This is a genomic window from Williamsia sp. z34 (assembly GCF_059553395.1).
This window is the reverse complement of the sequence record NZ_JCANWW010000001.1, coordinates 753,549-776,806: the sequence shown is the minus strand read 5'-3', so window position 1 is coordinate 776,806 and position 23,258 is coordinate 753,549. Positions and strand designations below refer to the sequence as shown.

General features: G+C 63.0%; 22 protein-coding genes. 13 read left to right on the top strand and 9 right to left on the bottom strand.

The window, feature by feature from the left end:
- The first annotated feature begins 513 nt into the window (after positions 1 to 513).
- From AC51GT_RS03700 to AC51GT_RS03685, 4 genes are all read left to right on the top strand, one after another.
- Positions 514 to 1,350 (top strand): hypothetical protein, encoded by an 837-nt coding sequence (locus AC51GT_RS03700; RefSeq protein WP_496327897.1) that lies wholly within the window; start codon positions 514 to 516, stop codon positions 1,348 to 1,350.
- A gap of 97 nt (positions 1,351 to 1,447) precedes the next feature.
- A complete protein-coding gene (locus AC51GT_RS03695; RefSeq protein WP_496327896.1) occupies positions 1,448 to 2,230 on the top strand; it encodes a hypothetical protein in 783 nt (260 codons plus the stop codon).
- A 318-nt stretch (positions 2,231 to 2,548) separates the two neighbouring features.
- On the top strand, positions 2,549 to 2,764 hold the full coding sequence (locus AC51GT_RS03690; protein ID WP_496328005.1) for a DUF6461 domain-containing protein: 216 nt from the start codon (positions 2,549 to 2,551) through the stop codon (positions 2,762 to 2,764).
- A 169-nt stretch (positions 2,765 to 2,933) separates the two neighbouring features.
- Complete coding sequence (locus tag AC51GT_RS03685) at positions 2,934 to 4,289, top strand: HNH endonuclease (RefSeq protein WP_496327895.1); 1,356 nt, start codon at positions 2,934 to 2,936, stop codon at positions 4,287 to 4,289.
- Positions 4,290 to 4,335: 46 nt separating this feature from the next.
- Here the strand turns inward: AC51GT_RS03685 and AC51GT_RS03680 are convergent, their stop codons facing one another.
- The 3 genes from AC51GT_RS03680 to AC51GT_RS03670 are packed head-to-tail and all read right to left on the bottom strand — an operon-like array spanning position 4,336 to position 7,666.
- Positions 4,336 to 5,712 carry a glycosyltransferase gene (locus tag AC51GT_RS03680; protein WP_496327894.1) on the bottom strand — a complete coding sequence of 459 codons (1,377 nt, stop codon included), beginning with the start codon at positions 5,710 to 5,712 and terminating at the stop codon, positions 4,336 to 4,338.
- Positions 5,709 to 6,719 carry a glycosyltransferase family protein gene (locus tag AC51GT_RS03675; protein WP_496327893.1) on the bottom strand — a complete coding sequence of 337 codons (1,011 nt, stop codon included), beginning with the start codon at positions 6,717 to 6,719 and terminating at the stop codon, positions 5,709 to 5,711. The genes AC51GT_RS03680 and AC51GT_RS03675 overlap by 4 nt, the downstream gene beginning before the upstream one ends.
- Positions 6,716 to 7,666, bottom strand: a complete 951-nt coding sequence (locus tag AC51GT_RS03670; RefSeq protein ID WP_496327892.1) for a WcbI family polysaccharide biosynthesis putative acetyltransferase — start codon at positions 7,664 to 7,666, stop codon at positions 6,716 to 6,718. The genes AC51GT_RS03675 and AC51GT_RS03670 overlap by 4 nt, the downstream gene beginning before the upstream one ends.
- A gap of 889 nt (positions 7,667 to 8,555) precedes the next feature.
- On the opposite strand from AC51GT_RS03670, the gene AC51GT_RS03665 reads away from it, so the two are divergent.
- The 8 genes from AC51GT_RS03665 to AC51GT_RS03630 all read left to right on the top strand — a co-directional run bounded on the left by AC51GT_RS03665 (position 8,556) and on the right by AC51GT_RS03630 (position 16,769).
- Positions 8,556 to 9,377 carry an ABC transporter ATP-binding protein gene (locus AC51GT_RS03665; RefSeq protein ID WP_496327891.1) on the top strand — a complete coding sequence of 274 codons (822 nt, stop codon included), beginning with the start codon at positions 8,556 to 8,558 and terminating at the stop codon, positions 9,375 to 9,377.
- Entirely contained in the window at positions 9,374 to 10,123 is a 750-nt protein-coding gene (locus AC51GT_RS03660; RefSeq protein ID WP_496327890.1) for an ABC transporter permease, read from the top strand. The genes AC51GT_RS03665 and AC51GT_RS03660 overlap by 4 nt, the downstream gene beginning before the upstream one ends.
- Positions 10,120 to 10,875 (top strand): ABC transporter permease, encoded by a 756-nt coding sequence (locus AC51GT_RS03655; protein WP_496327889.1) that lies wholly within the window; start codon positions 10,120 to 10,122, stop codon positions 10,873 to 10,875. The genes AC51GT_RS03660 and AC51GT_RS03655 overlap by 4 nt, the downstream gene beginning before the upstream one ends.
- A 123-nt stretch (positions 10,876 to 10,998) precedes the next feature.
- A complete protein-coding gene (locus AC51GT_RS03650; protein ID WP_496327888.1) occupies positions 10,999 to 12,060 on the top strand; it encodes an ABC transporter substrate-binding protein in 1,062 nt (353 codons plus the stop codon).
- Positions 12,061 to 12,107: 47 nt separating this feature from the next.
- Positions 12,108 to 13,127 (top strand): adenosine deaminase, encoded by a 1,020-nt coding sequence (gene add / locus AC51GT_RS03645; protein ID WP_496327887.1) that lies wholly within the window; start codon positions 12,108 to 12,110, stop codon positions 13,125 to 13,127.
- Between the two features lie 101 nt (positions 13,128 to 13,228).
- Positions 13,229 to 13,804 carry a TetR/AcrR family transcriptional regulator gene (locus AC51GT_RS03640; protein WP_496327886.1) on the top strand — a complete coding sequence of 192 codons (576 nt, stop codon included), beginning with the start codon at positions 13,229 to 13,231 and terminating at the stop codon, positions 13,802 to 13,804.
- A gap of 189 nt (positions 13,805 to 13,993) precedes the next feature.
- Positions 13,994 to 15,355, top strand: coding sequence for an NtaA/DmoA family FMN-dependent monooxygenase (locus tag AC51GT_RS03635; protein WP_496324013.1), 1,362 nt, complete (start codon positions 13,994 to 13,996; stop codon positions 15,353 to 15,355).
- A 49-nt stretch (positions 15,356 to 15,404) separates the two neighbouring features.
- Positions 15,405 to 16,769: an NtaA/DmoA family FMN-dependent monooxygenase gene (locus AC51GT_RS03630; RefSeq protein ID WP_496327885.1), complete on the top strand. Its 1,365-nt coding sequence runs from the start codon at positions 15,405 to 15,407 to the stop codon at positions 16,767 to 16,769.
- Positions 16,770 to 16,781: 12 nt separating this feature from the next.
- Here AC51GT_RS03630 and AC51GT_RS03625 read toward each other — a convergent pair whose 3' ends face one another.
- The 5 genes from AC51GT_RS03625 to AC51GT_RS03605 all read right to left on the bottom strand — a co-directional run bounded on the left by AC51GT_RS03625 (position 16,782) and on the right by AC51GT_RS03605 (position 20,834).
- Positions 16,782 to 17,528: an NADPH-dependent F420 reductase gene (locus tag AC51GT_RS03625; RefSeq protein ID WP_496327884.1), complete on the bottom strand. Its 747-nt coding sequence runs from the start codon at positions 17,526 to 17,528 to the stop codon at positions 16,782 to 16,784.
- An 83-nt stretch (positions 17,529 to 17,611) separates the two neighbouring features.
- Positions 17,612 to 18,328, bottom strand: coding sequence for an NADPH-dependent F420 reductase (locus AC51GT_RS03620; RefSeq protein ID WP_496324010.1), 717 nt, complete (start codon positions 18,326 to 18,328; stop codon positions 17,612 to 17,614).
- Positions 18,329 to 18,353: 25 nt separating this feature from the next.
- Positions 18,354 to 19,682 carry an NtaA/DmoA family FMN-dependent monooxygenase gene (locus tag AC51GT_RS03615; RefSeq protein WP_496327883.1) on the bottom strand — a complete coding sequence of 443 codons (1,329 nt, stop codon included), beginning with the start codon at positions 19,680 to 19,682 and terminating at the stop codon, positions 18,354 to 18,356.
- Between the two features lie 96 nt (positions 19,683 to 19,778).
- Positions 19,779 to 20,309 carry a TetR/AcrR family transcriptional regulator gene (locus AC51GT_RS03610; RefSeq protein WP_496327882.1) on the bottom strand — a complete coding sequence of 177 codons (531 nt, stop codon included), beginning with the start codon at positions 20,307 to 20,309 and terminating at the stop codon, positions 19,779 to 19,781.
- A gap of 324 nt (positions 20,310 to 20,633) precedes the next feature.
- Complete coding sequence (locus AC51GT_RS03605) at positions 20,634 to 20,834, bottom strand: hypothetical protein (RefSeq protein ID WP_496327881.1); 201 nt, start codon at positions 20,832 to 20,834, stop codon at positions 20,634 to 20,636.
- Between AC51GT_RS03605 and AC51GT_RS03600 the strand changes: the two genes are divergently transcribed.
- Positions 20,827 to 22,281, top strand: a complete 1,455-nt coding sequence (locus AC51GT_RS03600; RefSeq protein ID WP_496327880.1) for a CotH kinase family protein — start codon at positions 20,827 to 20,829, stop codon at positions 22,279 to 22,281. The two genes, AC51GT_RS03605 and AC51GT_RS03600, sit on opposite strands and share 8 nt — an antisense overlap.
- Here the strand turns inward: AC51GT_RS03600 and AC51GT_RS03595 are convergent.
- Positions 22,275 to 23,246 carry a hypothetical protein gene (locus AC51GT_RS03595; RefSeq protein ID WP_496327879.1) on the bottom strand — a complete coding sequence of 324 codons (972 nt, stop codon included), beginning with the start codon at positions 23,244 to 23,246 and terminating at the stop codon, positions 22,275 to 22,277. The two genes, AC51GT_RS03600 and AC51GT_RS03595, sit on opposite strands and share 7 nt — an antisense overlap.
- Between the last annotated feature and the right edge of the window lie 12 nt (positions 23,247 to 23,258).

The window sequence follows — 23,258 nt, the reverse complement described above, 5'->3', positions numbered from 1 at the left end:
AAGTCAGGGTCTTTTAAACTAGCTGTGATTGTTACGAGTCCTGCTGCGGCAAAGGTGGTTCCGATACGCCGCATCGCGTGAGCCTACCCGCTGACCCATTAGGGCGTTCGGCGGCAGACCTTTCGGCGCCCCTCCTTAGCTGATTGTTCGCCCCGACGCGTCTCCCCGTTCGCCATCCTTCACCAGCTAAGGATCCAGACCTTCGGCGTGATCCAGTCGGGTAGGTGTTCCCGCTTGGGATTGTTTCGCCGGAAGCCCAGCGAGCGGGACCGCCAGTGTGGGATGGCAACGCACATGGGAGCGATGACACCTACCTGAGAGTCGGTGACCGCGATTGCCAGGCGCCGATTGGCCGCTCCTCGCCAGGACGCGCAGCCGTCGGGTCAGCTACTAGTGGAATGTGCAGACCGACGACCGCGCACGCTCTAGTCGGCGATCAAGCCCCCTCCGGGGCAGCAACCAAACCCTCGGCAATCTCGACGATGTCATGCGGTGGTTCTCTACCCTGCACCTATGAGGGCACCGTCGTGGGTAGAGCTTGCCGGCCGCAATGCAGCCGCTGAATCTGTTTGCATCACCGGAACACTGGAGATCAGCACGTCATCCCCAGAAATGATGCGTTTCGACTTTCATCATGCGCCGGGCGGGAAATGGCGTATCGAACACGATGGCCAGCCGGTATACCTCGCGGCAAACTCGACCGCGGTCGTACGCGTCGACGATCAGATGCAGCAGCTCGACGGCGATATCCAACTGCCGATTCTGGGTGCTCAGTTCACCCCGCTCGATCTGTTGGGTCCCAGTTCACTGCTGCACAACATGAGCGCCGGAATGACCGCAGATGGCACTGCGAGCGCCATCGATGTCGGAGGGCGCGCCGCCTGGTCAGTCCGATTGCTGACGCCCAAGGGGAAAGCAATCATCATGGCCTTCGACGATGCCACGGGACTGCTGGTGCGTGTAGCGAACGGCGACGGGGCGGTTCTTCTCCAGGTCGACAATCTCGCCGAGCCAGACGTTCTTCCTGACTCATTGTTCGTGTGGGATGGACTGGTTCACCAAGTCCGCTCGCCTCGTGACCGACGCCCAAGCGGCGAGACGAATCAGGACGAGCGCATCGAGTTCATGAGAGCAGTTGTAGCCGCGCAAGCCAGACCTCAAGATGTCCTCTCCGCTATCGCTGCGGCCGACAGCGAAAGCATTGCTCGTGCAGCGCTTGTCGACCTGCTGGGCGTGACTGAACTCGGTGCCGACTCGATCATGGCGATACCCATCGGCCAGTTTCGCAGCGATCACGCGACGAGTAATCGCCGCACCCTCGAGATCATGGAAGACCGGCACCGGCACTGAAACAGCGGACTCACTGATCGTCCCTGGGTGCATACACGTACCACCCAGCCGAAGGATCGCCGCGGCCCGGAGGGTCGATCCTTCGCCAGCCCCGGGCGTGGGCCCGATCAAGGATGAGCCGCTCGCAACGTGGTCGATCAGCCGCAGTTGTTCTCCACTGCTCGACGAACGCGGCAACTTGCGGCAGAACTCTCATGTGCCGGCCGCCGGCAGGCCCCGGTTGCCGAGCCGCGGGAAGGTCACTCCACAGATAGCCCCCGACGACCGGGTGCACAAATCCGTCGCCGATTCGCGCCGACATCATTTTGCTGAATGCCCTTGTGCCGGCCGCTTTCACTCCATCACCGTGATCATCACCGAGCGCGAACATCAGTTCCTCACCGAGCAACTCGTGAAACCCAGTAGCTTCTTGGTGCCCCTCCAAGATCGGCTAGCCGGGCTCTCGCCTTCGGAACTGCGAAAGAATCGTGGCGACTACTTCGGCAACGTCGGGCGGGATGAGCGGCGGCACCTCGCCTGGGCAGCCATCGACAATCTTCAGATACCGCTGGGTACCCAGGACAAACGTGTCCCAGGTACCCTCCCCGACCGCGAATCGGGTTGCCCGATAGACGAAGTGATCGAAAGCATCGCGGCGAAAGGGCACCAAACGACGCATGCCATCGACCTGCGTGACGGCCATCGACCCAAAAACGAACTGTTCGAGGATCGCTTCCTCAATATCGAGGCTCACATGCATCCCCACGCACTAGGAGAACCGACAGACGACGCCGTCGGGCGTGGGGTCACCGGCGACAATTACAACACACTCCCACAGGTGTTGAGTATGTCGTTAGCAAGTGGGTCAGAGACGTCGAGCAGATCCGCGACGACGCGTTGAGCGGCTTTAGCGTTCGAGCTGTCAAAGACGACCTCAACACGGGTCGCCGGTGACCGTAAGTTCCTCATGGAACATGCCAATCTCACCGATAGCCGCCGAACCTGTCGAGTTCTGGAGTCCGATCAACGAACCTTGAGCACGCATACTGAGCGTCGCATCCCCCGACACAGTCTGGTCCGGTTCAGTCAGGGCTATCTGTTCTAAGCGTCCGATTCGACGACTGACGCCTTGACACAGAGGCACCTCCACACCGCCAATGGAGTACAGATAGGTATGGCGCCTTTCGAGCACTACAGGTGAGTCACCGAAGAAGCCTGGATACAGAACGCGTACTGCATCACGCTGATCAGCGCAATCGAGCCTGACGACGTCTTAGCCAGCTTGAAAGCTCGACGCACTCGCCCCATCGTTCAGGGTGCTGACGAGGCCCTGTTCGAGTGTAGCGAGCTCGCTGAAGAGCAGGGGCTGTCCGGGATGGACCAGCAAGTCGTCGCCGTCTCGCCGGCATCACCCGAAGTAGTGCTAGTCGACTAGCCATCGACAGGCACAAGCCGTACCTGAGCGCGCGCCTCGATCGCGCTCCGCGGAGCGCACCAGAGCCGAATTGTCGGTGGTCTCCGATACCGTCACGACCAAATCGAGTCACGGGTCATCGGGGGTAGAAGTGTCGGTCAACACGATTGAGTCAAAGCGGTTCCGGTTGGTGGAGGGGCCGTCGACCATCTTCGACAAGGTCAGTCCCGCAGGGCTGTCGGATGTTCAACTCACCGAACGGGTCGTAGGGTATGCCAGTCAGATTGCGGCGTTAACTGCGCAGTTCCTCGACGTGCTGGTCGAATTCGACAACCGCGGCGTGTGGTCCGGCGATGGGATCCGCTCGTGCGCGCATTGGCTCTCGTGGCGGACAGGGTTGTCGCTGCGTGCCGCCCAAGACCACCTGCGGATTGCGCATGCACTCACCGAGCTACCGCAGTTGCACACCGCGTTCGGCGATGGGCGGCTGTCGTATTCGAAGGTCCGCGCATTGACTCGCGTGGCCACGGTCGATCGCGAGGAGGAGTTGCTGACCGTGGCCTTGTCGGCGACGGCGGCACAAGTCGAACGACTCGTCCGGGCGATCAAACACATCGATCGCGGAAGTAGCGAAAGCGAAACGGACCGAGCCGATTCCACTGCGCAGTGGCGGTGGAACGACGACGGGACCTTGTCAGTGTCCATGCGGTTCAGACCGGTCGATGGTGCGAGGTTTCTCGCCGGTGTGGTGCGCAGCGAGTACGAGCGCACCCGCACCAGCGTCGATCCCGATCTGCCGACAGAGATCACGAACACAGGCACCACTGATACCGCATCGGTGAAAGCCGATCTGTGGCGACACGTGCCCGCGAACATCGCCGACGCAGTCGTCGCGATGGCCGACGCCGCCGCGACCATGATCGACATGCCCGAGTTCGCTCCCGGTGCCGAAATTGTGGTCCACACCGACACCGAGAACTCCGAGACAAGTCCGCATCTCGACGGTGGTCCGGCGTTGTCCGAATCCGATGTCGACGAGGCTGCGTGCGGTGGATCAACGCGTACCGTCCGGCACCCCAAGGGCAATCGGGGTGTGGCGATGACGTGGGGCCGTAAACGCCGCCTGCCCACGCGGGCATTGCTTCGGGCGTTGTACGAGCGGGATCGCGGTTGCCGATACCCAGGCTGCGGCCGTACCCGGCATCTACACGCTCATCACGTTCGGTTCTGGCGGGACGGCGGGACCACCGATGCGGACAACTTGGTCCTGTTGTGCTCCTCCCATCATCGGGCGCTACACAACGGTGAATTCGGGATCACTTCGCGCGGGCATCAGCTGTTCACATTTCAGCGCACGGATGGCTCGCTGATCGAGACCGCCCCTGCCACACAGACTCCCAGTGGATGGCTACCTGACAGCACAATCGCACCCGATGCCGTCGAACCCGTTGGCGGCGGACAGCTCGACCTCGGCTACACAACCGAAGTCCTCTACGCGGCCTGGGAGTTGCGCACTACACAACGCGGCCGCCCGATGGTCGCATAACCGCGCTCCGCGGAGCGCGCCGTGCCGGTGGCCGCCGGCTCAACAGTCACCAGGACAACGACGGTTCGCTGCCGGAGACGGCGATCTCGACACGGTCGTGGTGCAGGGTCCGGACCCCGAACAGCTGGCTGAGGAGCTCGTCGGCGCCCAAGTCGGTGTGCGCCGACCACCGTCGGACCCGGTGCCTTGCGCGCGACGACGAGAGCGTCACCGTCGCCGAGGGTGACCCATCGAAATCCACCGTCACCTGGCCGCCCTCCCCCGGCGCAACCTGGGCTGTGAGTAGCGCAAGTGAACCGTCAGAAAAGACAACGGGCCCGGCGACCTCGACGACAAACCTGCACCGCGACAACGTCGATGCGTCCGGGCTACCGATCCGGATTCGTGAATCGTGCACTCCCAGTTGGGCAAGCAGTGCGTCGGCGCGTGCGCCGACAAGCCAGACAGCACCATCCACCCCGCGCAGCGCGCCGGCGATGGTTTGCATCAGCGATGCCGCGGTGTGGCCCTCCGTCGATACCAGCACCACGATGTCCGGGATCGAATACAACAGTCCGGCGGTCCTGGCCGCCGGATCGGTGATGAGCGGGGCGAGTGCAAGAGCTTCAGCGTTCTTCTCCGAGATCCGTTCGGGCACCGAACGGGCGGCCCAGTCAGGACCATCGTGCCACGCGATCGCGTCAGGTTCGTGAGCGGACAGCGCGCCCATCATGAAGGCCCGATTCGCGAGCTCCCAGTCCTCTCCCCCGTACTGGACAAACGAGGGATCGAAGCCTCCCACGTCATCGAATAACTCACGGCTGCAGGTCATCACCGCGCTGATCATGTATTTGTAGCTGTCCCAGCCCGGAGTCAGCAGGTTGGATGTGCGGTCGTACGCGTCCACCAGCCATCCGGGTTCGCCGCCATGCGACAGTTCGAGATGCCGTCGTTCGGACAGCCACTCGACCACCGAGTCCGGAGCCACTTGACTCAGATCTGCATGTTTGCGCCGCCCGACAACAAGGGTGTCGGGCGCCGCCGCCGGCAACCTGACCGCGTGGCGAATGTAGTCGGGTGTCGGAACCGTGTCTGCGTCGAGAAAACACAGAACCGAGCCATTCGACGCCGCGACTCCCAGATTGCGCGCAGCCGCCGCCCGAAAGCCTTTGTCTTCCTGCATCACCACGGTGATGTTCAGCCGGGATGTCCAAGCACTCACGTCCGGCGCGCATTCCGAACCGTCGTCGGCGACCACCACCTCCAGACGATCCGGCGGGTAGGTCTGGGCCGTCAACGCCTCGAGCACCAGCGCGAGTTGGTGGGGCTGGTTGTAGTACGGGATCACGACACTCACCAACGGCCTCGACGCGGCGCCGCTGACAAGGTCCCAGCGGTTGTCGGGCACGATCATCCGACCATCGCCGAGACTGATGACCGTCATGCACTCCACCGCCGCAACAACCGCTCGTGGGTTCGGCCGACGTCGGCAGCCGAGGGCGACGGCGCCACCGCCGAATCGATCCAGGTATCCGCTGGATGCACGCACGCATTCTCGATGGCGGCCCGCAGTGCATCGTCGTTGTTTGCGTGCATCGTCAGCACGCCCGGTGAACGCGCAGCGAGTTCCTCGGAATACGCGGTTTGCGGGACCAACGGCCTGCGTCCGGCGGAAATCCAGGCGTTGATCGAACCAGATGCCGACATGTGCCGGTGGTAGGCGACGGGAACCGTGACTTCGGCCGATGCCCGACGGAGTTCGTCGTCGGTCAGATAACCGGTGATCTCGCACCGTCTCCCCATATCCGCGGCGAGCTTGGCAAGGTCGTCGGCGAGATCCTCGTGGCCGGGGGACGGGGTGCCGAGCGCCACGAAACCGATCGACGGATCAAGACCGGACATCGCCCGGAGTGTCTCGAGATGCCCCTTCCCGGGATACAGGTAGCCCAACACACCCACAGTCAATTCGGCTGACTCCAAGGGCTTTTCGACACCGATGGTATCGAACATCAGCGGTACCACCTCCAGGTCGATCGAGGCGTCGACGTACTCGGCGAAGAGCGACGCCTCGTGCCGGCTCGACACGATCACACCCGTCGAGGATCGGGCCACCGCGCGGAAGAACTCGATGCGTGCCTGCATCGCTCTTCCGTCCGAGGGCTGGGGTAGATCGTGCAACGTCACCGAGACCGGCCGGCGAAGCCCCGCGATCAGTGCAAGCAGGTTGTCACGTGCCCGTAAGGGCGTACGTCCGAACAGGCGGTCGGTGACGTGCACGTGCACGAGCGCGCACTCGGCCAGATCCGATGGAACGCCGGCACAGAATGTGCGCATACGCGCGAGCCGATGATCGCCGCCCTCCGCGATCACCGCATCGAAAACCGATTGCGCATACCGCACCACACCGTGCGACCGGGGTCCGACGATGAGATGTCCTATTGGTCCGGTCATGACAGTCCCAAGATTTCGATGAGTTCGACGTAACGGTCCAGGACGGCATCGATGAACTCGGGATGGTCGGCGTACCAGCGCATCTGACGATCATGAACATCTTCTTCGGTCATCACAGCACCGTCGACCTCCCACGACGTCCGCGGGGATGCCTCGATACCGAGCGCGTCGATCACCCGTCGTTGTAACGGCGCTCGAATGTTGCCGAGCAAGTCGCGTGACGGTGGCACCGGCGCCGACGCCCCGAGTGCGTCGAGGATCCGGCCGCCGAGGGCGAGCAGTACCCGGTTTCCGGGATGGTTGATGGTGTGGGCGGCGTCGGATCCGACTCCGAGCAGGATGTCGGAGACCCCGATGTCACAGTGCCGGCGCTCGCGGACCGCGAGCTGGTCCACACTCCATTGCGCTGCCTCCCGGATGCGATCGGGCGCGACGTCGACGTCCCATTCATCAAAGCGGCTGCGGCCGTCCCTCACCGCGAGGACCGTTCTGAGATCGTGATACGGAACTGCAGCGGGCACCGCGGACGGTTGCGCGGGATGTCTGGCGATGACCTGGAACGGGTACAACCCGCCATAGCGAATGACCGGCCACACGATGACGGACGCCGCCGGCGCCATGTCGGCCAGGTCCGGTCCGCCGATCGGCAATCCCCGGTACCCGGCACGCACCGGTTGGGAGACGATGACCGCGGCACGACGGACGAGGTGCTCGACCCGGGCGATGTCGGAGGACTCGAGTTCGTGGACAGGTGGGACGCGAACGGTACGGAACGGAAGGTCCGGGGAGCTGGACACCACGATCCGCAACGCTTCGGCCTGGCAATTTCCCCAGACGACCAGCAACTTCCTGTCGTCGGTCACCGGAGCCTCGGAGACACCGTAGAACTCGCCGTAGTGTCGTGTCCGCCCATCCACCGGCGCGTCGCGATGGTCTTCGGTTGTCATCAGTACTTACTTCCCTCTCGAACAGCCGGGCCGGGTTCCCGGCACGTCTTGTATATCCGTTTCGCCCGCTAAGGAATCATCGACTTGATCACTATTGCCTCGGTTCCCACGCGGCACCGGACTGGCTGAATGCCCTTCGGTACGCGTTGGGCGTGGTACCCACCGCATCTCGGAAGCGCGCACGTAGGGTGTTGGCGCGGCGCTGCCAAGGCCACAGCGGCTGGCAACCTGCTCAATGGTGTGATCGGTCTTTTCTCGAGAAGTTCCTGACTTGGTTGACACGCGCAGCCAACTCCAGCAGACCAGCAGCAGGCAGTGCGAACGCTCCGGTACAGATGGACGCAATCCTGGCCCCTCGCCGCGCCGCTTTGTTCAATGCCTCCGACACCGCCGCAGGCGGTGGCCGCCGATAATCGGCGTAACCCGGAATCATGATTGTCGCAGCGTAGTCGAGCTCCTCCAAACCTGGTAGTCGACTTTGACCTCCCAGTGCACCTTGCTGGCGTCCGCATCCACTCACCAACTTGCGCCGCACGGTGAGTACGTGACCGACACGCCCTCAACCACGACGGCCGACGCTGACAGGCTAGGCAATGTACCCACGGGCGACGCGAGGAACAGAAGTCGTCGCGTCGTTCTGTCATTTTGATAGGTGCCACTTGCGTTGGCCCTGAGCAAAATTCGATCGGCTCTGATGGCGCTGGTATTCCCGGAGACTCGCGCTCGACTCGAAGTGGCTTTACACGGTCAGCACCGATGCGTAACGCGGACGAAACTGGCTGCTCGTAGCTTTTGAACTGGTTAGTTCAACGACATCCTAACGACTTCGGTTTCCAGCGCCGTAACCCGAGTGCGGTCAGGATTCCCCCGCTCAGAATGGAACCCACACATGTCTGCTGCCCTCGCCCTCGAAGCCCGCGGACTCCTGGATGATGACGAGACTGCGGTCTCGATCAAGGGTGTCGAGAAGTCCTTCACCATCGGCCGCGGCAAAAAGATCGACGCCGTCGCATCAGTCGATCTCAGCATTGCCAAAGGCGAGTTCGTGGCGGTGATTGGCCCGTCAGGGTGTGGCAAGTCGACGCTGCTGCGGTTGCTGTCCGGGCTCGACATGCCCACCGCGGGCAGCGTCGAGATCTTCGGCGACGATCCGAAAGTGCTGGCGCGACAACACCGTCTCGGCGTGGCCTTCCAGGAGCACGCACTTCTTCCGTGGTCGTCGGTGCGCGCCAACATTGCTCTCCCCTACCGGGTCGCGGGACGGAAAGTCGATCAGGCACGGGTGGATTCGCTCATCGAGTTGGTCGGACTCGCCGGATTCGAGAAGGCGCGCCCCAAGCAACTGTCCGGTGGCATGCGGCAGCGGGTGTCGATCGCCCGAGCCCTTGCATTGAACCCGGACCTGCTGTTGCTCGACGAGCCCTTCGGTGCACTCGACGCCGTCACTCGCCGACGGATGAACTCCGAGCTCTCGCGTATCTGGGCCGAGGAACGGATCACCACCCTTCTCATCACGCATGATGTGGACGAGGCGGTCATGCTTGCCGACCGCGTCGTCGTGATGAGCAAGCGTCCCGGCACCATTCAGGCCATCCACAAGGTCGACTTCGAGCGTCCCCGCGACGCGTCGATCACGCGTACCACGGAGTTCCACCACATCGTCGACACGCTCACCGCCATGCTCGATCATGACGAAAGCGCCGCGGCGTGAGCGCTTCCCACAAGAACTTTGTGTTCTCGGTCTCCGGATGTATCGGCCTTCTCCTCCTGATCGAGCTCGTGGGACGGTTCGGCATCGCCGGACGGGCATGGCCACCCCTCACCGACGTCTTCGACTACCTGTCGACCCCGACCGGATGGAGCCTGGTCCAGCGGAATACGTTGGTAACCCTCTCATCTGCCGTAAAGGGCTTTGCGGCCGGAGCGATCATTGCGATCCTCGCCGCAGCCGTCGCCCTGGTGGTACCACCACTGCGCCCTGGTTTCGACCGCATGGCCGCGATCGTGCATGCGATACCGATGATCGCCTTGGCTCCGTTGCTGATCACCACCGTGGGCCGCACAGACACGCCCGCGGTCGTGGCGGCGCTGAGCGTCGGCTTCGTGATGTTCGTGGCGATGACCTCGGGACTGGCCGCAGTGGGATCCACTCACCAGGATGTGTTCACGGTCCTGGGTACGAGAAAACGACGGCGGCTACTCCTGCTCGAGCTGCCCCACGCTGTGCCGGCCCTGTTCGACGGTCTCACGCTGGCCGCACCCGCGGCGGTCCTCGGCGCCACGATCGGCGAATGGTTCGGCGCGCCCAGGGGTTTGGGATTGATCATCGTCAGCGCGATGCAGAACTTTCAGATGCCGCTGCTCTGGGCAGCGGCCGCCGCGGCGACAGTGATGTCGCTGGTGGCATACCTCGCGTGTATGGGGCTGCAGCGTATCGCAACTAGGAGATTCACATGAGGCGCGTCCGATTCATCGGCATGGGGCTCGTCCATCTGTGGCCGGTCGCCCTGACCCTCGTTGCGTGGGACATCTGGGTGGTCGCCAGCGGCTACACCGCCACCGTCGCCCCACGACCGTGGCATGTGATCACCGATGTGGTGGCCGGATTCGGCCACTACCTCGGGCCGAGCCTGTACACGATGGGGATGTCCGTGGGCGGGCTGGCCGGGGGCACCCTCATCGGCACCGTCGGCGCCGTACTGGTGTGGTGGTCGGCAGCAGCCTCGGGCGTGCTGACGCCGACCGCCCTGATCATCCGATCGGTTCCGATCACGGCGATGATCCCGATCATCGCCCGCGTGGTTGGTTACGGTGACGTCGCCGTCCTCACCTGTACTGCACTGATCAGCTTCTTTCCCGCATTCGTTCTGACTCTCTCAGGCCTGCGCGCCATCCCGGACAGTGGCCGCGACCTCTTCCAGGTGTTGGGGGCGAGCAAGTTTCAGGTCCTCAGCCGGCTCGGTCTGCTGAACGCGGTGCCCAATCTGATGGTCTCCCTCCGGATCACGGCGCCGATGGCCGTGCTGGCGGCGATGTTGGCCGAGTTCCTCATGGGAGCACACGGTCTGGGCGCACTGTTCAGCGAATCACGCAGTTACCAGGACATGGACCGGGCGTGGGGAACCGCCCTGGTTGCCACGGTGGTGTCGGTTCTCGTGTTCGGCGTGGCGCGGGGTATGGAGCGTCGCGTCAACGACCGAGTCACCTGACCACGACGAATCACGCTGTACCCGAACACCTCAGGGCGACCGTAATGGCGCCCTGCCACCGCTGCCTGCCGTTCGTAGCAGTTCACCGTAACGCACGGACGACCGGCTCGAGAAGGAGAAGCTATGCTCACCAGAACAATTCGACGAAGTCGGATGCGGGTTGCGATCACCACACTGTTGGCCGCCTGCCTCACATCGGTCGCAGCCTGCTCGGCCGATGACGGCGGCACCGAGGTCGGACCGGACGGCTCACCCCTCACCACTGTGAACGTGTCCCTCGGCTGGATCAAGAACGTTGAGTGGGCAGGCTTCTGGCTCGCCGACGACAAGGGTTACTTCGCCGAGGAAGGTCTGAAGGTCAACTGGATCGGCGGCGGCCCCAACGCGCCGACGCCCGCACAGTCCGTGGCGTCCGGCGAAGCACAGATCGGCATCGTGCCCAACATGCCCTCCTGGTTGCAGACCTTCGCCAGCGGCGACAAGTGGACGGCCTTTGGAGCCCAGTTCCAGGATTCCCCCGGCGCCGTCGTGTCGCTCAGCAGCGACCCGGTCCGGACCGTCGCCGACATGCGCGGCAAAAAGCTACTGGGGCAGGAGGGTACGCAGATCAGCTACGACGCGGCCTTCAAGGTCGCCGGCGAACAGCCCGACTACGAGTTCGTTCCCGTGGGATTCGACATCGCCCCGCTCGTGGAGAAACAGGGCGTCGCCTACACCGCGTACGTGACGAATCAGCCGATCACGCTGGAAGAACAGTACGGGATGAAGCCGAGTGACTACGTCGTCACGATGTACTCCGAGCTGGGTCTGAGAACCTATGCCGGGGTCATGTTCGGCGAGTCGGAGTACGTCGAGCAGAACGGGGATCTCGTCACCAAGTTCCTGCGCGCATCGATTCGCGGGTGGCAGGAGAACGAGAAGGACCACGCTGTCGGGGCGCACCTCGCGGTGGAGAAGTACGGAGTCGACCTCGGTCTGGATCTGACCCAGCAGATCCGGGAGAACGAGGTGCAGCAGGGTCTGCTTGTGGGTGACACCGGGAGTCCGCTCTTCTGGATGGACATCGATCTCATGAACAAGGAGATGTACTCGTGGATGAGAACGGCCGGCTACGAGGAATTCCCAGCGCCTGAGGAGTACGTCGACATGAGTTATCTGCAGGCCGCCCACGACAGTCTCCAATAACACGCCAGTCTCCAATTACCCGCCACTCTGACGTAGAAGGACCTGCAATGACAAGCACAAAAATCGATGCCCCGGGAACCGCTTCCGGCCGACGCGACCTGCGCGCACTCCCCAAAGGACACCTGCACCTGCACATGGAGGCCGGCATCCGTCCTGAGACGCTCGCCGACCTGAGCGCACGTGTCGGAATCGAGTTGCCCGAAACCGGCGGGTTCAAGGGCTTCTCGGCGTTCTCCGCCATGTACAAAGGGCTGATGGCGACATTGCGTCATCCCGACCACCTCGCTTTGCTGGTGGACCAGATCTTCGAGGACCAGGCGGCGGAAGGCGTTGCCTACCTCGAACTCAGTGTCAGCCCGGACCGGTACACCGATGTCTATGGTTCGGTACCGGCCGCACTGGGCGCGATGATCGACCTCGCGCGGCAGGCCTCGCAGAAGCACGGTGTGGCGTACGGACTCATGCCCACAATCGACCGCACGACAGGCGCCGATCGTGCATTCGTGGTCGCCGAGGCGGCAGCCGGGTTCGCCGGGGCGGGGGTCGTATCGCTGGGCCTGGCCGCCGACGAACGGGGCCACCCCGGATCGAGGTTCCGCCACGCGTTCGAGATCGCCAAGGACGCGGATCTGCAGGTGACACCGCATGCCGGTGAACTGGTCGGCGCCGAATCGGTACGGGACGCGATCGACGTCCTGGGTGCCGACCGCATTCTGCACGGCGTCCGGTGTGTGGAGGATTCGGATCTGGTGGCAGAGTTGGCCGAACGCGGCATCCCACTCGACATGTGCCCGACATCGAATGTCCTTCTCGATGTCGTCGAAGACATTGCGTCGCATCCGATCACTTACCTGCTCGAACAGGGGGTGCGCTGCTCGATCAACGCCGATGATCCGATCCTGTTCGGCCCCAACATCTTGGCGGAATACCAACTGTGCCGGGACACGATCGGGTTGTCCGACGAACAGCTCGCGGCGTGCGCATGGACGTCGATCGAGACCACACTGGCCCCGGATGAGGTGAAGTCGCAGGCGAAGGCGAGAATCGACTCGTGGTTGGCGTCGTAGCGCCGCCGTTCTCGCAGCGCTGACGACGTGGCGACGCACCATTCACAGTGATCTCTGTGAATGGTGCGTTCGCATTTTCCGAGTGACCTTAGGATGGCGGCATGGCGACAGGCAATGAGCGCGAGCGGTTGCTCAATCTAGTGATCGACCTGATTCTCGAGCGCGGGATGATTGATGTCAGCCTCAGTGCGATCGCGCGTGAGGTCGGTTCGAACAATCGGATGCTCCTCTACTACTTCGGTTCCCGCGAGGCGTTGCTCGACGAGGCGTCGCTGAAAGCGTTCGATCGTTTTCCACGCCTACGTGATTTGTTCGTCCGGCTGAACGAGCCGGGTGACCTCTACGACCGACTGGTCCGTGCGTGGGACGATCTGTCGCACCCCGACAATCTGGAGTTCCTGCGTCTGTACTTCCAGCGTTTCGGAGTCGCGATGCGAGAGCCGGGCAAGTGGCAGGGGTTCACCGAACGCGCTGGGCAGCAATGGGTGTCGGAAGTCAGCAAGCTGCTCGAGGCCGAGGGTTTCGGTCACAGGGACGCGCGCACCGGAGCGATCCAGGTGGTGGCTCTGTGGCGTGGGCTGCAGGTGCTGTTGCTCTCCGGAGTCCCACACGCGCAGCTCCGTCTGCCCTATCAGGAGGGTGTGCGTGCGGTCGTGTCCTCATCGGCACCGCACTGATCCGAAAAAGCAGCGCCCACCCCTCGCCCACTGAGGTGCGAGGAGCGATGAGCAACGAGCCGAAGGGCTTGGCGGCAGCCCGAAGGCACTGAGGTTCTCGTACGTGTAATCGGGGGTAATCCCGGCGAAACACCAGCCACCTACAGTTTGAACTGTTCAGTTCAAAAAGAGTGGATGGAGTGCCTCGACATGGTGAAACTGTGGAAGATCGGGATGTTCCAGCACTCCGGACTGACCGGACCGTGGCGGCTCCCGGAGAACAGATCGACCGACTTCGTCGACCTCGACCACTGGCTGACGATGGCACGACGCTGTGAGGCGGCGGGCGTGGACTTTCTGTTCTTCGCCGACGACTACGGCTATCCGGTTCTCGGTGACGGCATACCCGCGGACGCGCTTCGCGGGGGAATCCAGTTCCCCAAGGGTGACCCGACGGTGCTCCTCGGTGCCCTCGCGGCGGTCACCGAACGGCTCGGTCTGGTGACCACCCTGTCGACCCAGGTGGAGAAGCCGCCGATGGTGGCGCGCAAGATGGCAACACTCGACCACCTCACGCGGGGACGCATCGGCTGGAACATCGTGACCGGTGCTGGGCAGAACGCCTCGGCACGACTGTTCGGGATTCCGTTGACCGACCACGACAAGCGCTACGAGATCGCCGCCGATCACGTCGACCTGTGCCTGAAGCTCTGGGAGGGGTGCTGGGACGACGGGGGGTTGCTCGCAGACCGTGAGACCGGCGTGTACGCGGACCCGGACAGGGTGCGGGAGATCGAACACCACGGACCCCATTTCCAGGCGAAAGGCATCCTCACGATGCCACCCGGACCGCAGCGCACGCCCACGCTATTCCAGGCCGGCTCCTCGAGCGCCGGCCGGGATCTCGCGGCACGGTACGCCGAAGCCGTGTTCCTCGCCGCCGAGGTACCCACGATGACCGAGCAGATTGCCGACATCCGCAGGCGCGCAGAGACATACGGCCGAGATCCGGACTCGGTCAAATGTCTGGTCGCCGGCACGTTCATCGTGGGACCCACCCGTGCCGATGCGCTGGAGATCCGTCGACGTCAGGTGTCGACCCGAACACTTCGCGACGCCGCGGTCGCCTATTCATTCTTCACCGGCCTGGACCTGACCACGATGGACCCCGACAAACAGCTCGACCCGAGCGCCGCGACCACGCAGACCGGGCGCACCAACGTCGAGCGGTTCCTGGGACCCGAGGCACCGACAGTTCGCGAGATCCTCGAAGAGTTCCAGCGAAACAACGTGATGGGCAGCCCCCTGATCGGCGACCCGGTCGAGGTGGCCGACGCCGCGGAAGAGGTGATCGCGACAACCGGCGCCGACGGGTTCCTGGTTCAGGCTGATCACACCGGCACTTTCGACAGCTTCATCGATCTCGTGCTGCCTGAGCTGGCCGCACGTGGGTTGGTGGTCACCGATGCTCCGCCCACCACCTTGCGTCAACGGCTCGGAGGCACGTCGCCGCACCTGCCGGTGGATCACCCGGGGGCATCATACCGCCGCTCGGCCGTTGAATTCGCCTGATACGACATCACTTTCATCACCCGTCTCACCAATCAACGAAAGAAGAAGCATGAGCAAGAAACTAGCGATCGGGATGTTCCAGACCAGTGGTGCGCGGGGTGCCTGGAAGATCCCCGGACATGAATCCGACTTGGGTTTCACCGATCTCGAATACTGGTTGGATCTCGCCAAGAAGTGCGAGGCAGCCGGGGTCGACTTCCTGTTCCTCGCGGACTCCTACGGGTACCCGACGATGAACGGTGCGATCATCCCCACTGCGATCGAACGCAATGTGCAGTTCTCGTCCATCGATCCGCAGGTGATGATCTCGGCTCTCGCCGCCGTCACCGAGAACCTCGGCCTGGTCACGACGGTGTCAACGCAGGTCGAATCGCCTCCCATCGTCACGCGGCAATACCGCGCGCTCGATCATTTCAGCAAGGGCCGGGTGGGCTGGAACATCGTCACCGGCTCGGCGCAGGCCGGTTCGGCACTGCTCTTCGGTGAGCCCCTGATGGCACACGACGAGCGATACCGTAAGGCTGCCGACCACGTCGAGTTGTCCCTCAAGTTCTGGGAGGGTTGCTGGGAGCACGACGCGTACCGCCACGACAGCCAGACACAAACGTGGGCGGATCCGTCGAAGGTGCACGAGATCCATCACCGTGGACCCCATTTCAGCAGCGACGGAGTGCTCGTGACGCCGCCCGGTCCCCAGGTGACGCCCACACTCTTTCAAGCGGGTGCGTCCGCGCCGGGCCGCGCGCTGGCCGCGAAGTACGCCGAGGCGGTCTTCCTTGCCGCGGAGTCGAAAGCTCTGGCACAACAGATCTCCGACATCCGCCGGCTCGCCGAGGAGAACGGACGTGGACGCGATGCCGTCAAGTGTCTGATCGCCGGTACCTTCCGGGTCGCGGACAGTCTGGAGGAGGCGACCCGTCAGCATCAGGAGCAGATCGCCTCGATCACACTGGAGCACGCCGCGACCCTCTACGCGTACTTCACCGGCATCGACCTGTTGTCCTTCGATCTCGACAAGCCGATCCCGGAGACCGCCGCCAACGGTGACAACGGCCGCACCAACATCGAACGTTTCCTGGGACCGGACGCACCGACGGTGCGCGAGGTCCTCGCGGAGTTCCGCGCCAACGGCGTGATGGGCAAACCGTTCCTCGGCACCGCCGAGCAGGTGGTCGACCAAGCCGAGGCCATGATCGCCGAAACCGATGCGGACGGCTTCCTGGTTCAGCCGGAGCCGGACGGCAACCATGACGCATTCTTCGGAGAAGTCATGCCGGAACTCCGACGTCGCGGCCTCCTCAAGGACGAACTACCCGGCACGACGCTGCGCGAGCATCTGTTCGGCGAGGGCAACAAACTGCTGCCCGACACGCATCCGGGTGCGGCCTTCCGCTCGGCGGGAGCGTTGGTCTGATCCCGCTTCGGGTCACATGAACAGCGCCCGACCGAGCCGCACGCCGAAATCTGCCGACGGATTCGTCTCCGAGCCCCCAACTCTTTCCATAATGGCCTCGACCGCGAGATCACGCCGTCGCGGCAACCGAGAGGCCTCCGCGCGATCGAGTGCCTCTTGCATCTGTTCGCGGGTGAGGTCGGTGCAGTAGCACGGTGCACCTGGCTGCTGCCGCCATGATTCCGCCAATGTTCCCGCGTCGAAACCGTCGAAGCCGGTGTCCTCGACCAGAGCGATACCGAGTTCGCGATGAGCTCGTTCGTTTCCGGCCACCGGTATCGCAATGCGGTCGGGGCTTCCCGCCGGAGTGCCTTTGCTGGCTAGAGAATCGGATCCGATCGCATTCCAAGCCTTCACGATTGGACGTCCTAATACCTCTGCAACCCAGAGGCTTTCAATCTGCCCCGCCTCGATCGCATCGATGACGGCGTCTCGTAGAGGGTAATAGTTGGATGTGTCGATGACGATCGCGTCGGTCGGCAGGTCGGTGACCAGCGATGCGATCTCGGGTAGCCGGTGGAGAGGGATCGACAAGATGAGGACGTCGACCCCCGTTACGGCATCGGAAGCGGTGACGGCACGAGCACCCGTGGTCAGGACCTCCGCGTCGATGGTCTCAGGCCCCCTCGAATTCGCGACTTTCACATCATGGCCCGCCGAACTGAGCTTCTGTGCCAACGTCTTTCCGATGTGACCCACACCGATAATGCCAATCTTCATTGAGAACTTCCTATCTGGGTTGATGTCGAACTATTTGGAGGAATAGAGATCGTGACGCCACCGAGCCGTCACGTGAACCTCTCTCAGAACATGCGATTGGCGACGTCTACCGGTGTTGCGGTGTCGAGTACTGCGCGCAGCGCTTCCTTCGAGACCGGTGCCGCGGCCGCGGTCATGAAATCCTCGAACGGTACGTTCGGATCTGCAAGATAGACCTGCGTGTAGCCGGCCGCTTCGGGCTCGAAACGCCATGTTTCCGCCACTGATCCAACATCGAGGGTGTCAAAACCCAGGCGGTCGATGAGACCCGCGACGAGGGCGACGGCGTCAGGGTCATCGCCGGCGATGGGAAGAGCGCTCCGGTCCGGCGCACCAGAGGGACGCGCCAGCTGCGGAATGTGGTGCGCGAGAATGTTGCTGAATGCCTTCACCAATTTCGCCCCGGGCAGATGCTTCTGGTTCCACTGAAACTGGTTGACCTGTCCCGAGTCCAGCTCGGCGATCCTGCCATCCCGGGACGGATAGTAGTTTCCGGTGTCAAGTACCGTTTTCCCGCTCAACAACCCCTCGGGCAGGACGCGGTAAGCGGCTACCGGGATGCTTAGCAGCACAAAATCCCCAGCATCAGCAGCCTCCTCGATGGTGCCGGCGGTGGCGCGAGGTCCCAGTTCCTCGACGAGGTCCGAAAGCGTCCCGGGTCCACGCGAATTGGCGATCACAACGTTGATTTCGGCGGCGACCGCCAACCGTGCGACTGCGCTGCCGATGTTTCCGCTACCGATGATTCCCAGTGTTGTCATGATGTGTGCTCAGCTCTCTTGTAGGTCAGGAAGATACGCGGGTGTCGCGCCCATAGCGTGGTGCGGCCTTGAGGTTGTCGCGCAAGGTCGGACCGTCGTAGTCGAGGTGGAAAACTCCACGTTCCTGCAGGATCGGCACAACCCGATCAACGAAAGCTCCCACGCCGTCGTGAAGACCGTCTACGGCGATCGAGAAGCCGTCGCACGCCCCGGCTTCAAACCATTCCTGCATGTGATCGGCGATATCCTCGGGCGTCCCTGCGACAACAGGGTGATAGTCGATCACGCCGTGCGCCAGGACATCCCGCAGCGACCACCCTTCTCGAACCACCTCGAGCGCCCGTTCCGATCGAGGATCGCCGGGGTTGGCCACGGCACGAGCCAAGTTGGCACCGGAAACCGGTCGATCAATATCGTCGTAGCTCAACCGAAGTCCCAACATCGCTCCCAGATACCCGACGCGTTGTTCAAGGTCGATCGATTCATCCAGACGACGACGCCGCGCAAGTGCCTCCGCCTTCGAATCGGCCACAGTCGGCATGAAGCCGGCAAACATCTTTACATCGCTTGCCTCACGGCCGGCAGCGACCGCGCACGCGCGCAGCGCCTGCCGTTGGGCACGCGCGCTCTCGATGGTGTACGGATTGGCGTAGACACCGTCGGCGTACATCCCGGCCAACTCCATCCCCTCCCGCCCGCCACCGGCCTGAAAGATCACCGGCTGCCCCTGTTCAGACGGCGGGATGGCCAAAGGGCCTCGCGCAGCCACATATTTGCCCCGCAGATTCACCGGACCCACCTTGTCGGGGTCGGCGAAAACACCGCGCTCGACATCACCGATGAATGCGTCTTGCTGCCAACTGCCCCACAAGGATTCGACGATTTGGATCACCTCGTGAGCCCGTTCGTACTTTTGTTGCCGCGGGGGAACCGCGGCACCGAAGTTGGCTGCGGCCTCCGGACTCGAGGTCGTGACTGCGTTCCAGCCCACGCGGCCACGGCTGATCACGTCGAGCGCCTTGTATTGCCGGGCCAGGTTGAACGGTTCGGTGAAGGTCGTCGAGCTGGTCGCCACCAACCCGATGCGCGAGGTTTCCCGCGCAATCGCTGTCATCGCCACGATCGGATCGAGCACGTAGTTCGAAGGTTGCCGCGCAAGATCGATGTCCAAAGCCGGCGTATCAGCGAAAAACAGCAACTGGATCTTGCCGCGTTCTGCGGTACGTGCGAAGCGAACGTAGGCGTCCATGTCGGCGTGACTGTTCAAGTCCACTCCCGGCAACCGCCACGCGCCCGGTTCACTGCCGTACCCGCCCACCAACTGCATGGCCAGGAGTATCTGTGGCTTGTCCATCGTTCGACCTCGCTATCCGGAGAACCTCTCCGAAACCACGTTACGGACAGGCTCTCCGCTTAGCAAGCCTCAGGTCGGGCGATTATTCCTACCCGCTCACTGCCGCGCGTCACCGGACCGATCCCATCCTGACCGAATCAGTGCCCGCAACGCGGCGGACGAAGACTCGTCCGCTATGGCAGCGCCACTGACCCATGACATCGCAAGGACGGCGAGGAACAACTCGCGGCCACGTACGCCGATGCGCGCGGCACCATCACGCTGCGCTGCGCCCAGGAAATGATCCGTGGTGGTGACAAATCCTTCACAGGTCATGGCCAAGGGCGAGGTCTTGTGGGTGAGCGCCTCGCGCAAGGGATTCGACAGGCCTTCGAAAGCGGAAGACCACTGGAACACCGCGTCGAGCCATTTCTGAAGAGCTGTCGCAGGATCCGATTCATCAGCCTCGATAGCATCCCGACGAGCCGCCAGTTCCTCGTCACGACTGCGAAGCAACTCGGCAAGCAACGCATCCCGAGACGGAAAGTGTCGATACAAGGTGCCCGCACCGACACCGGCGCGCTTGGCGATCTCATTGATCGAACCCGAGATCCCCTCCTCCGAGAACACCTTCTCGGCGATCGCCAAGATATGGGCGCGATTTCTCTCACCGTCGGCGCGGGGTCGCCGCGCCGCAGTCTTCGCCTCAGTCATATCGAACCTTCCGACAACAACGCAAGAAGTTCCTGGCGTCGCCCCCAGCTTAAGCGGAGAATCTCTCCGAGGCGCCGGGCGTCACCCTTGCCCATCTTTCGGAGGCCCCCAGCACGGTCACTCTCCCGGTTCGTGCGAACAGGTAGCGGACTACTCGTGCGCATCCCATTGCGCCCGGCACAGACTGTCGGTAGCAATGCATGGCAGCAATGGAGGTACGGCGATGAGCAGTGTGCAGCAACAAGCACTTGATACCTTTTATGCACTCGACAACGTGATCACGGTCAAGATCACCATGCCTCCGGCAAAGTGGGACGCCGTGCGCAACGAGGAGCCGGCCGGCGGCCGGTGCAACTTCGACTGGACCGGTGGCAGCAGGTACACCTGGCAGAAGGCGACATCGGTCGAGATATCCGGAACGAAGTTCCCCGCCAAGACCACGGCCACCAACGTGGGCATCAAGAAGAAATCATTCTGCGGCTCCATAGACAACAACAAGCCTTGCCTCCATGTCGATTTCGGCAAGTTCGGCGATGCCAAAGCGATCGAGGCCCTGATCGGGTCGCGCTACGTGACGCTCAACAACTCAATTCAAGACAAGTCTTACATCAAGCAGACACTGGGCTACCGGATGCTGGACATGGCCGGGCTGCCCAATTCGCGATGCAACTACGCGAAGGTGTTCGTCAACGGAACGTTGGTCGGCCAAGGTGTAGGTGGCGTCAACGGCCCAGGCGTCTACGTCAACGCCGAACCAATCATGAAGCGCTACATCGAGCGGAACTTCAAGGGCAATCTGAAAGGCAACCTGTACGAGCTCGAGCATCATGACGATTTCGTCGAGGAGCGGCTGAAACTCATCGGAGTCGAATCCCTCTCCGCATTCGAGGACAAAGCCGACTTGACGTTTGCGGTTGCTCAGGTCAAAGCCGGTGGCCTCGCGGGCGCGGACAAGGTGCTCGACATGGACCAATTCCTCAAGGTCTACGCGATGGAGTTCCTCTTCAAGCATTGGGACGGCTATGCCGACAACACCAACAACACTTACATCTACAACGACCTGGCAGCCGTCGCCGTTCCGGGCGTGGGCAACGTCAAATTCAAGATGATCCCGTGGGGCATCGACCAGATTCTGCAGCCGAACAAACCCTTCAAGCTGGGCCGTGATGGCTTGATCGCGCAACTGGTGCGCAATGACGACGCGCGCCGCAAGCAATTGTTCGACCAGATTCGGCTGTATCGGGACACGTTGTTCAGCCGCGAGCATCAGCAGACGGTCCTCAAACCCCTGATTGATCAGATGGAGAGACTGGTCGTCGGATTCGGCGTACCCGATGCTGTCGCCAAAATCGAGTCCGTGCGGCAGCAACTACGGCTGGCCGAGTCGGCGGGGTTCATCGCGACGGGCCTTCCCGGCCCGGCAAATCCTGTTCATGTCCTCAAGCACGATTCCGGGGAGTGTCTCCATGCGAGTAATACCGAGTCCATTCCGCCAGGCATTCCCGCTCCGGTCAACTTCGAGGTCTACCACCAACCGATGAAAGCCGACAACGACAAAGCCGATCTGTGGGCCCTCGATGACCTCGGAACCGCAAAGTCGCTGACCAATCAGGCGTACAACCGCGTCCTGCACGCCGGCGCCACCCAGGTCACGCCGCAGGGGCACAAGTATCTCTACACCTGTGCGCCCAGCAATGGGGACCACGCTGAAGAGTTCACGATTGCGCCCGTGCCTGTCCCGGTCACCGACCCGGCCAATCCGCCGGGCCGGTTCGCCTATACCGGATATTTCAATCTCGTCAGCGTGCGGACCAACGAGATGGCGAAGTTTGGGCTCGACCTCACTCCGGGCGGCAGGGCCAGGGTGCACCAGGAACTTCCTGGTTCCAACCTCTACTTCTACTGATCGCTAACGGGATAGTCGATGATCGCGTAGCCACCTTTGTCGTCGACGATCAGGAGTTTCCTCTCGCCACCGCTCGAGAATGCCACGACGCCTTCTGGTTTCATCGACCGATGGAAGTTGACATCGAGAAGCTCGATGTCGTCGTGACCGCCCTTCCACGTGCCGAGCTGAAACGGTTCCTTGCCGTCGCTGGTCGACCGCCCGAGCATCATCAGGAAGTCGCCGGTCTGTGCGTCGTAGGAGATGTCGCGGACGCCATGCTTCCCGGTCGCTCCCGGTATGCGGATGTGCTCGATCGACGGCGTCGCGAGCGACCCGGTGTTCCATGGGGCAACGCCAGCGTCGATCGGGACCCGAATCACCGTGATACTTCCGCGATCCGCCGGCTCCCGCAGGCCGAACAGCAGCCCCGGCGTACGCGGGTCCCAGCCAAGGCCTTCGATGTTCAGCCCGTCCTTGTCGGGGTTTCTCCGGCCGGCCGGCCGGAGGAACGGCACATGGTGCAGCAACCAGTCACGGAATCCGAGCATCGCTTCGGCCTGAAGGTCACCGTTTGATGTGTAGCGAACGCGCACCAACCCGTCGTTGACATGTTGTCGCCCTGACCCTTTGGTGTCCACAACACAGAGAGAGGACGCGGCAACGATGTAGACCTCACCGTCGCGGTCAATGCGGGCCAGCCCCTCTGGATCACCCAGCTGCCCCTCACTCAAGTCGACCAACGGCCGGCGCGAAATCCGTTCCACTCCTGAGCTTCTGACATCCAGCGCCAGTTCGAACAGCGCAGACGGGTCGTGGTTGTCGACGAAGACGAACCGGCCCGGACCGACTTGCACAACACCCGAGGCGTTGAACGGCGCGCTTCCGTTCGTCTCCCCGAACGGCGTCGACTTGACCTTCCCTTTGCGCACACCCCGCTCGACTGCGTGCAACGCAGCCGCGGCTTTTGCATTCCAGTGCGCCATGTGGTCCCTCCC

Excerpts from the sequence above, each read along its gene's own strand:
- AC51GT_RS03700 (WP_496327897.1), top strand. The coding sequence starts at position 514 with ATGAGGGCACCGTCGTGGGTAGAGCTTGCCGGCCGCAATGCAGCCGCT.
- AC51GT_RS03680 (WP_496327894.1), bottom strand. The coding sequence starts at position 5,712 with ATGACGGTCATCAGTCTCGGCGATGGTCGGATGATCGTGCCCGACAAC.
- AC51GT_RS03675 (WP_496327893.1), bottom strand. The coding sequence starts at position 6,719 with ATGACCGGACCAATAGGACATCTCATCGTCGGACCCCGGTCGCACGGT.
- AC51GT_RS03670 (WP_496327892.1), bottom strand. The coding sequence starts at position 7,666 with ATGACAACCGAAGACCATCGCGACGCGCCGGTGGATGGGCGGACACGA.
- AC51GT_RS03665 (WP_496327891.1), top strand. The coding sequence starts at position 8,556 with ATGTCTGCTGCCCTCGCCCTCGAAGCCCGCGGACTCCTGGATGATGAC.
- AC51GT_RS03655 (WP_496327889.1), top strand. The coding sequence starts at position 10,120 with ATGAGGCGCGTCCGATTCATCGGCATGGGGCTCGTCCATCTGTGGCCG.
- AC51GT_RS03650 (WP_496327888.1), top strand. The coding sequence starts at position 10,999 with ATGCTCACCAGAACAATTCGACGAAGTCGGATGCGGGTTGCGATCACC.
- add (WP_496327887.1), top strand. The coding sequence starts at position 12,108 with ATGACAAGCACAAAAATCGATGCCCCGGGAACCGCTTCCGGCCGACGC.
- AC51GT_RS03640 (WP_496327886.1), top strand. The coding sequence starts at position 13,229 with ATGGCGACAGGCAATGAGCGCGAGCGGTTGCTCAATCTAGTGATCGAC.
- AC51GT_RS03635 (WP_496324013.1), top strand. The coding sequence starts at position 13,994 with ATGGTGAAACTGTGGAAGATCGGGATGTTCCAGCACTCCGGACTGACC.
- AC51GT_RS03630 (WP_496327885.1), top strand. The coding sequence starts at position 15,405 with ATGAGCAAGAAACTAGCGATCGGGATGTTCCAGACCAGTGGTGCGCGG.
- AC51GT_RS03625 (WP_496327884.1), bottom strand. The coding sequence starts at position 17,528 with ATGAAGATTGGCATTATCGGTGTGGGTCACATCGGAAAGACGTTGGCA.
- AC51GT_RS03620 (WP_496324010.1), bottom strand. The coding sequence starts at position 18,328 with ATGACAACACTGGGAATCATCGGTAGCGGAAACATCGGCAGCGCAGTC.
- AC51GT_RS03615 (WP_496327883.1), bottom strand. The coding sequence starts at position 19,682 with ATGGACAAGCCACAGATACTCCTGGCCATGCAGTTGGTGGGCGGGTAC.
- AC51GT_RS03605 (WP_496327881.1), bottom strand. The coding sequence starts at position 20,834 with ATGCCCACGTTGGTGGCCGTGGTCTTGGCGGGGAACTTCGTTCCGGAT.
- AC51GT_RS03595 (WP_496327879.1), bottom strand. The coding sequence starts at position 23,246 with ATGGCGCACTGGAATGCAAAAGCCGCGGCTGCGTTGCACGCAGTCGAG.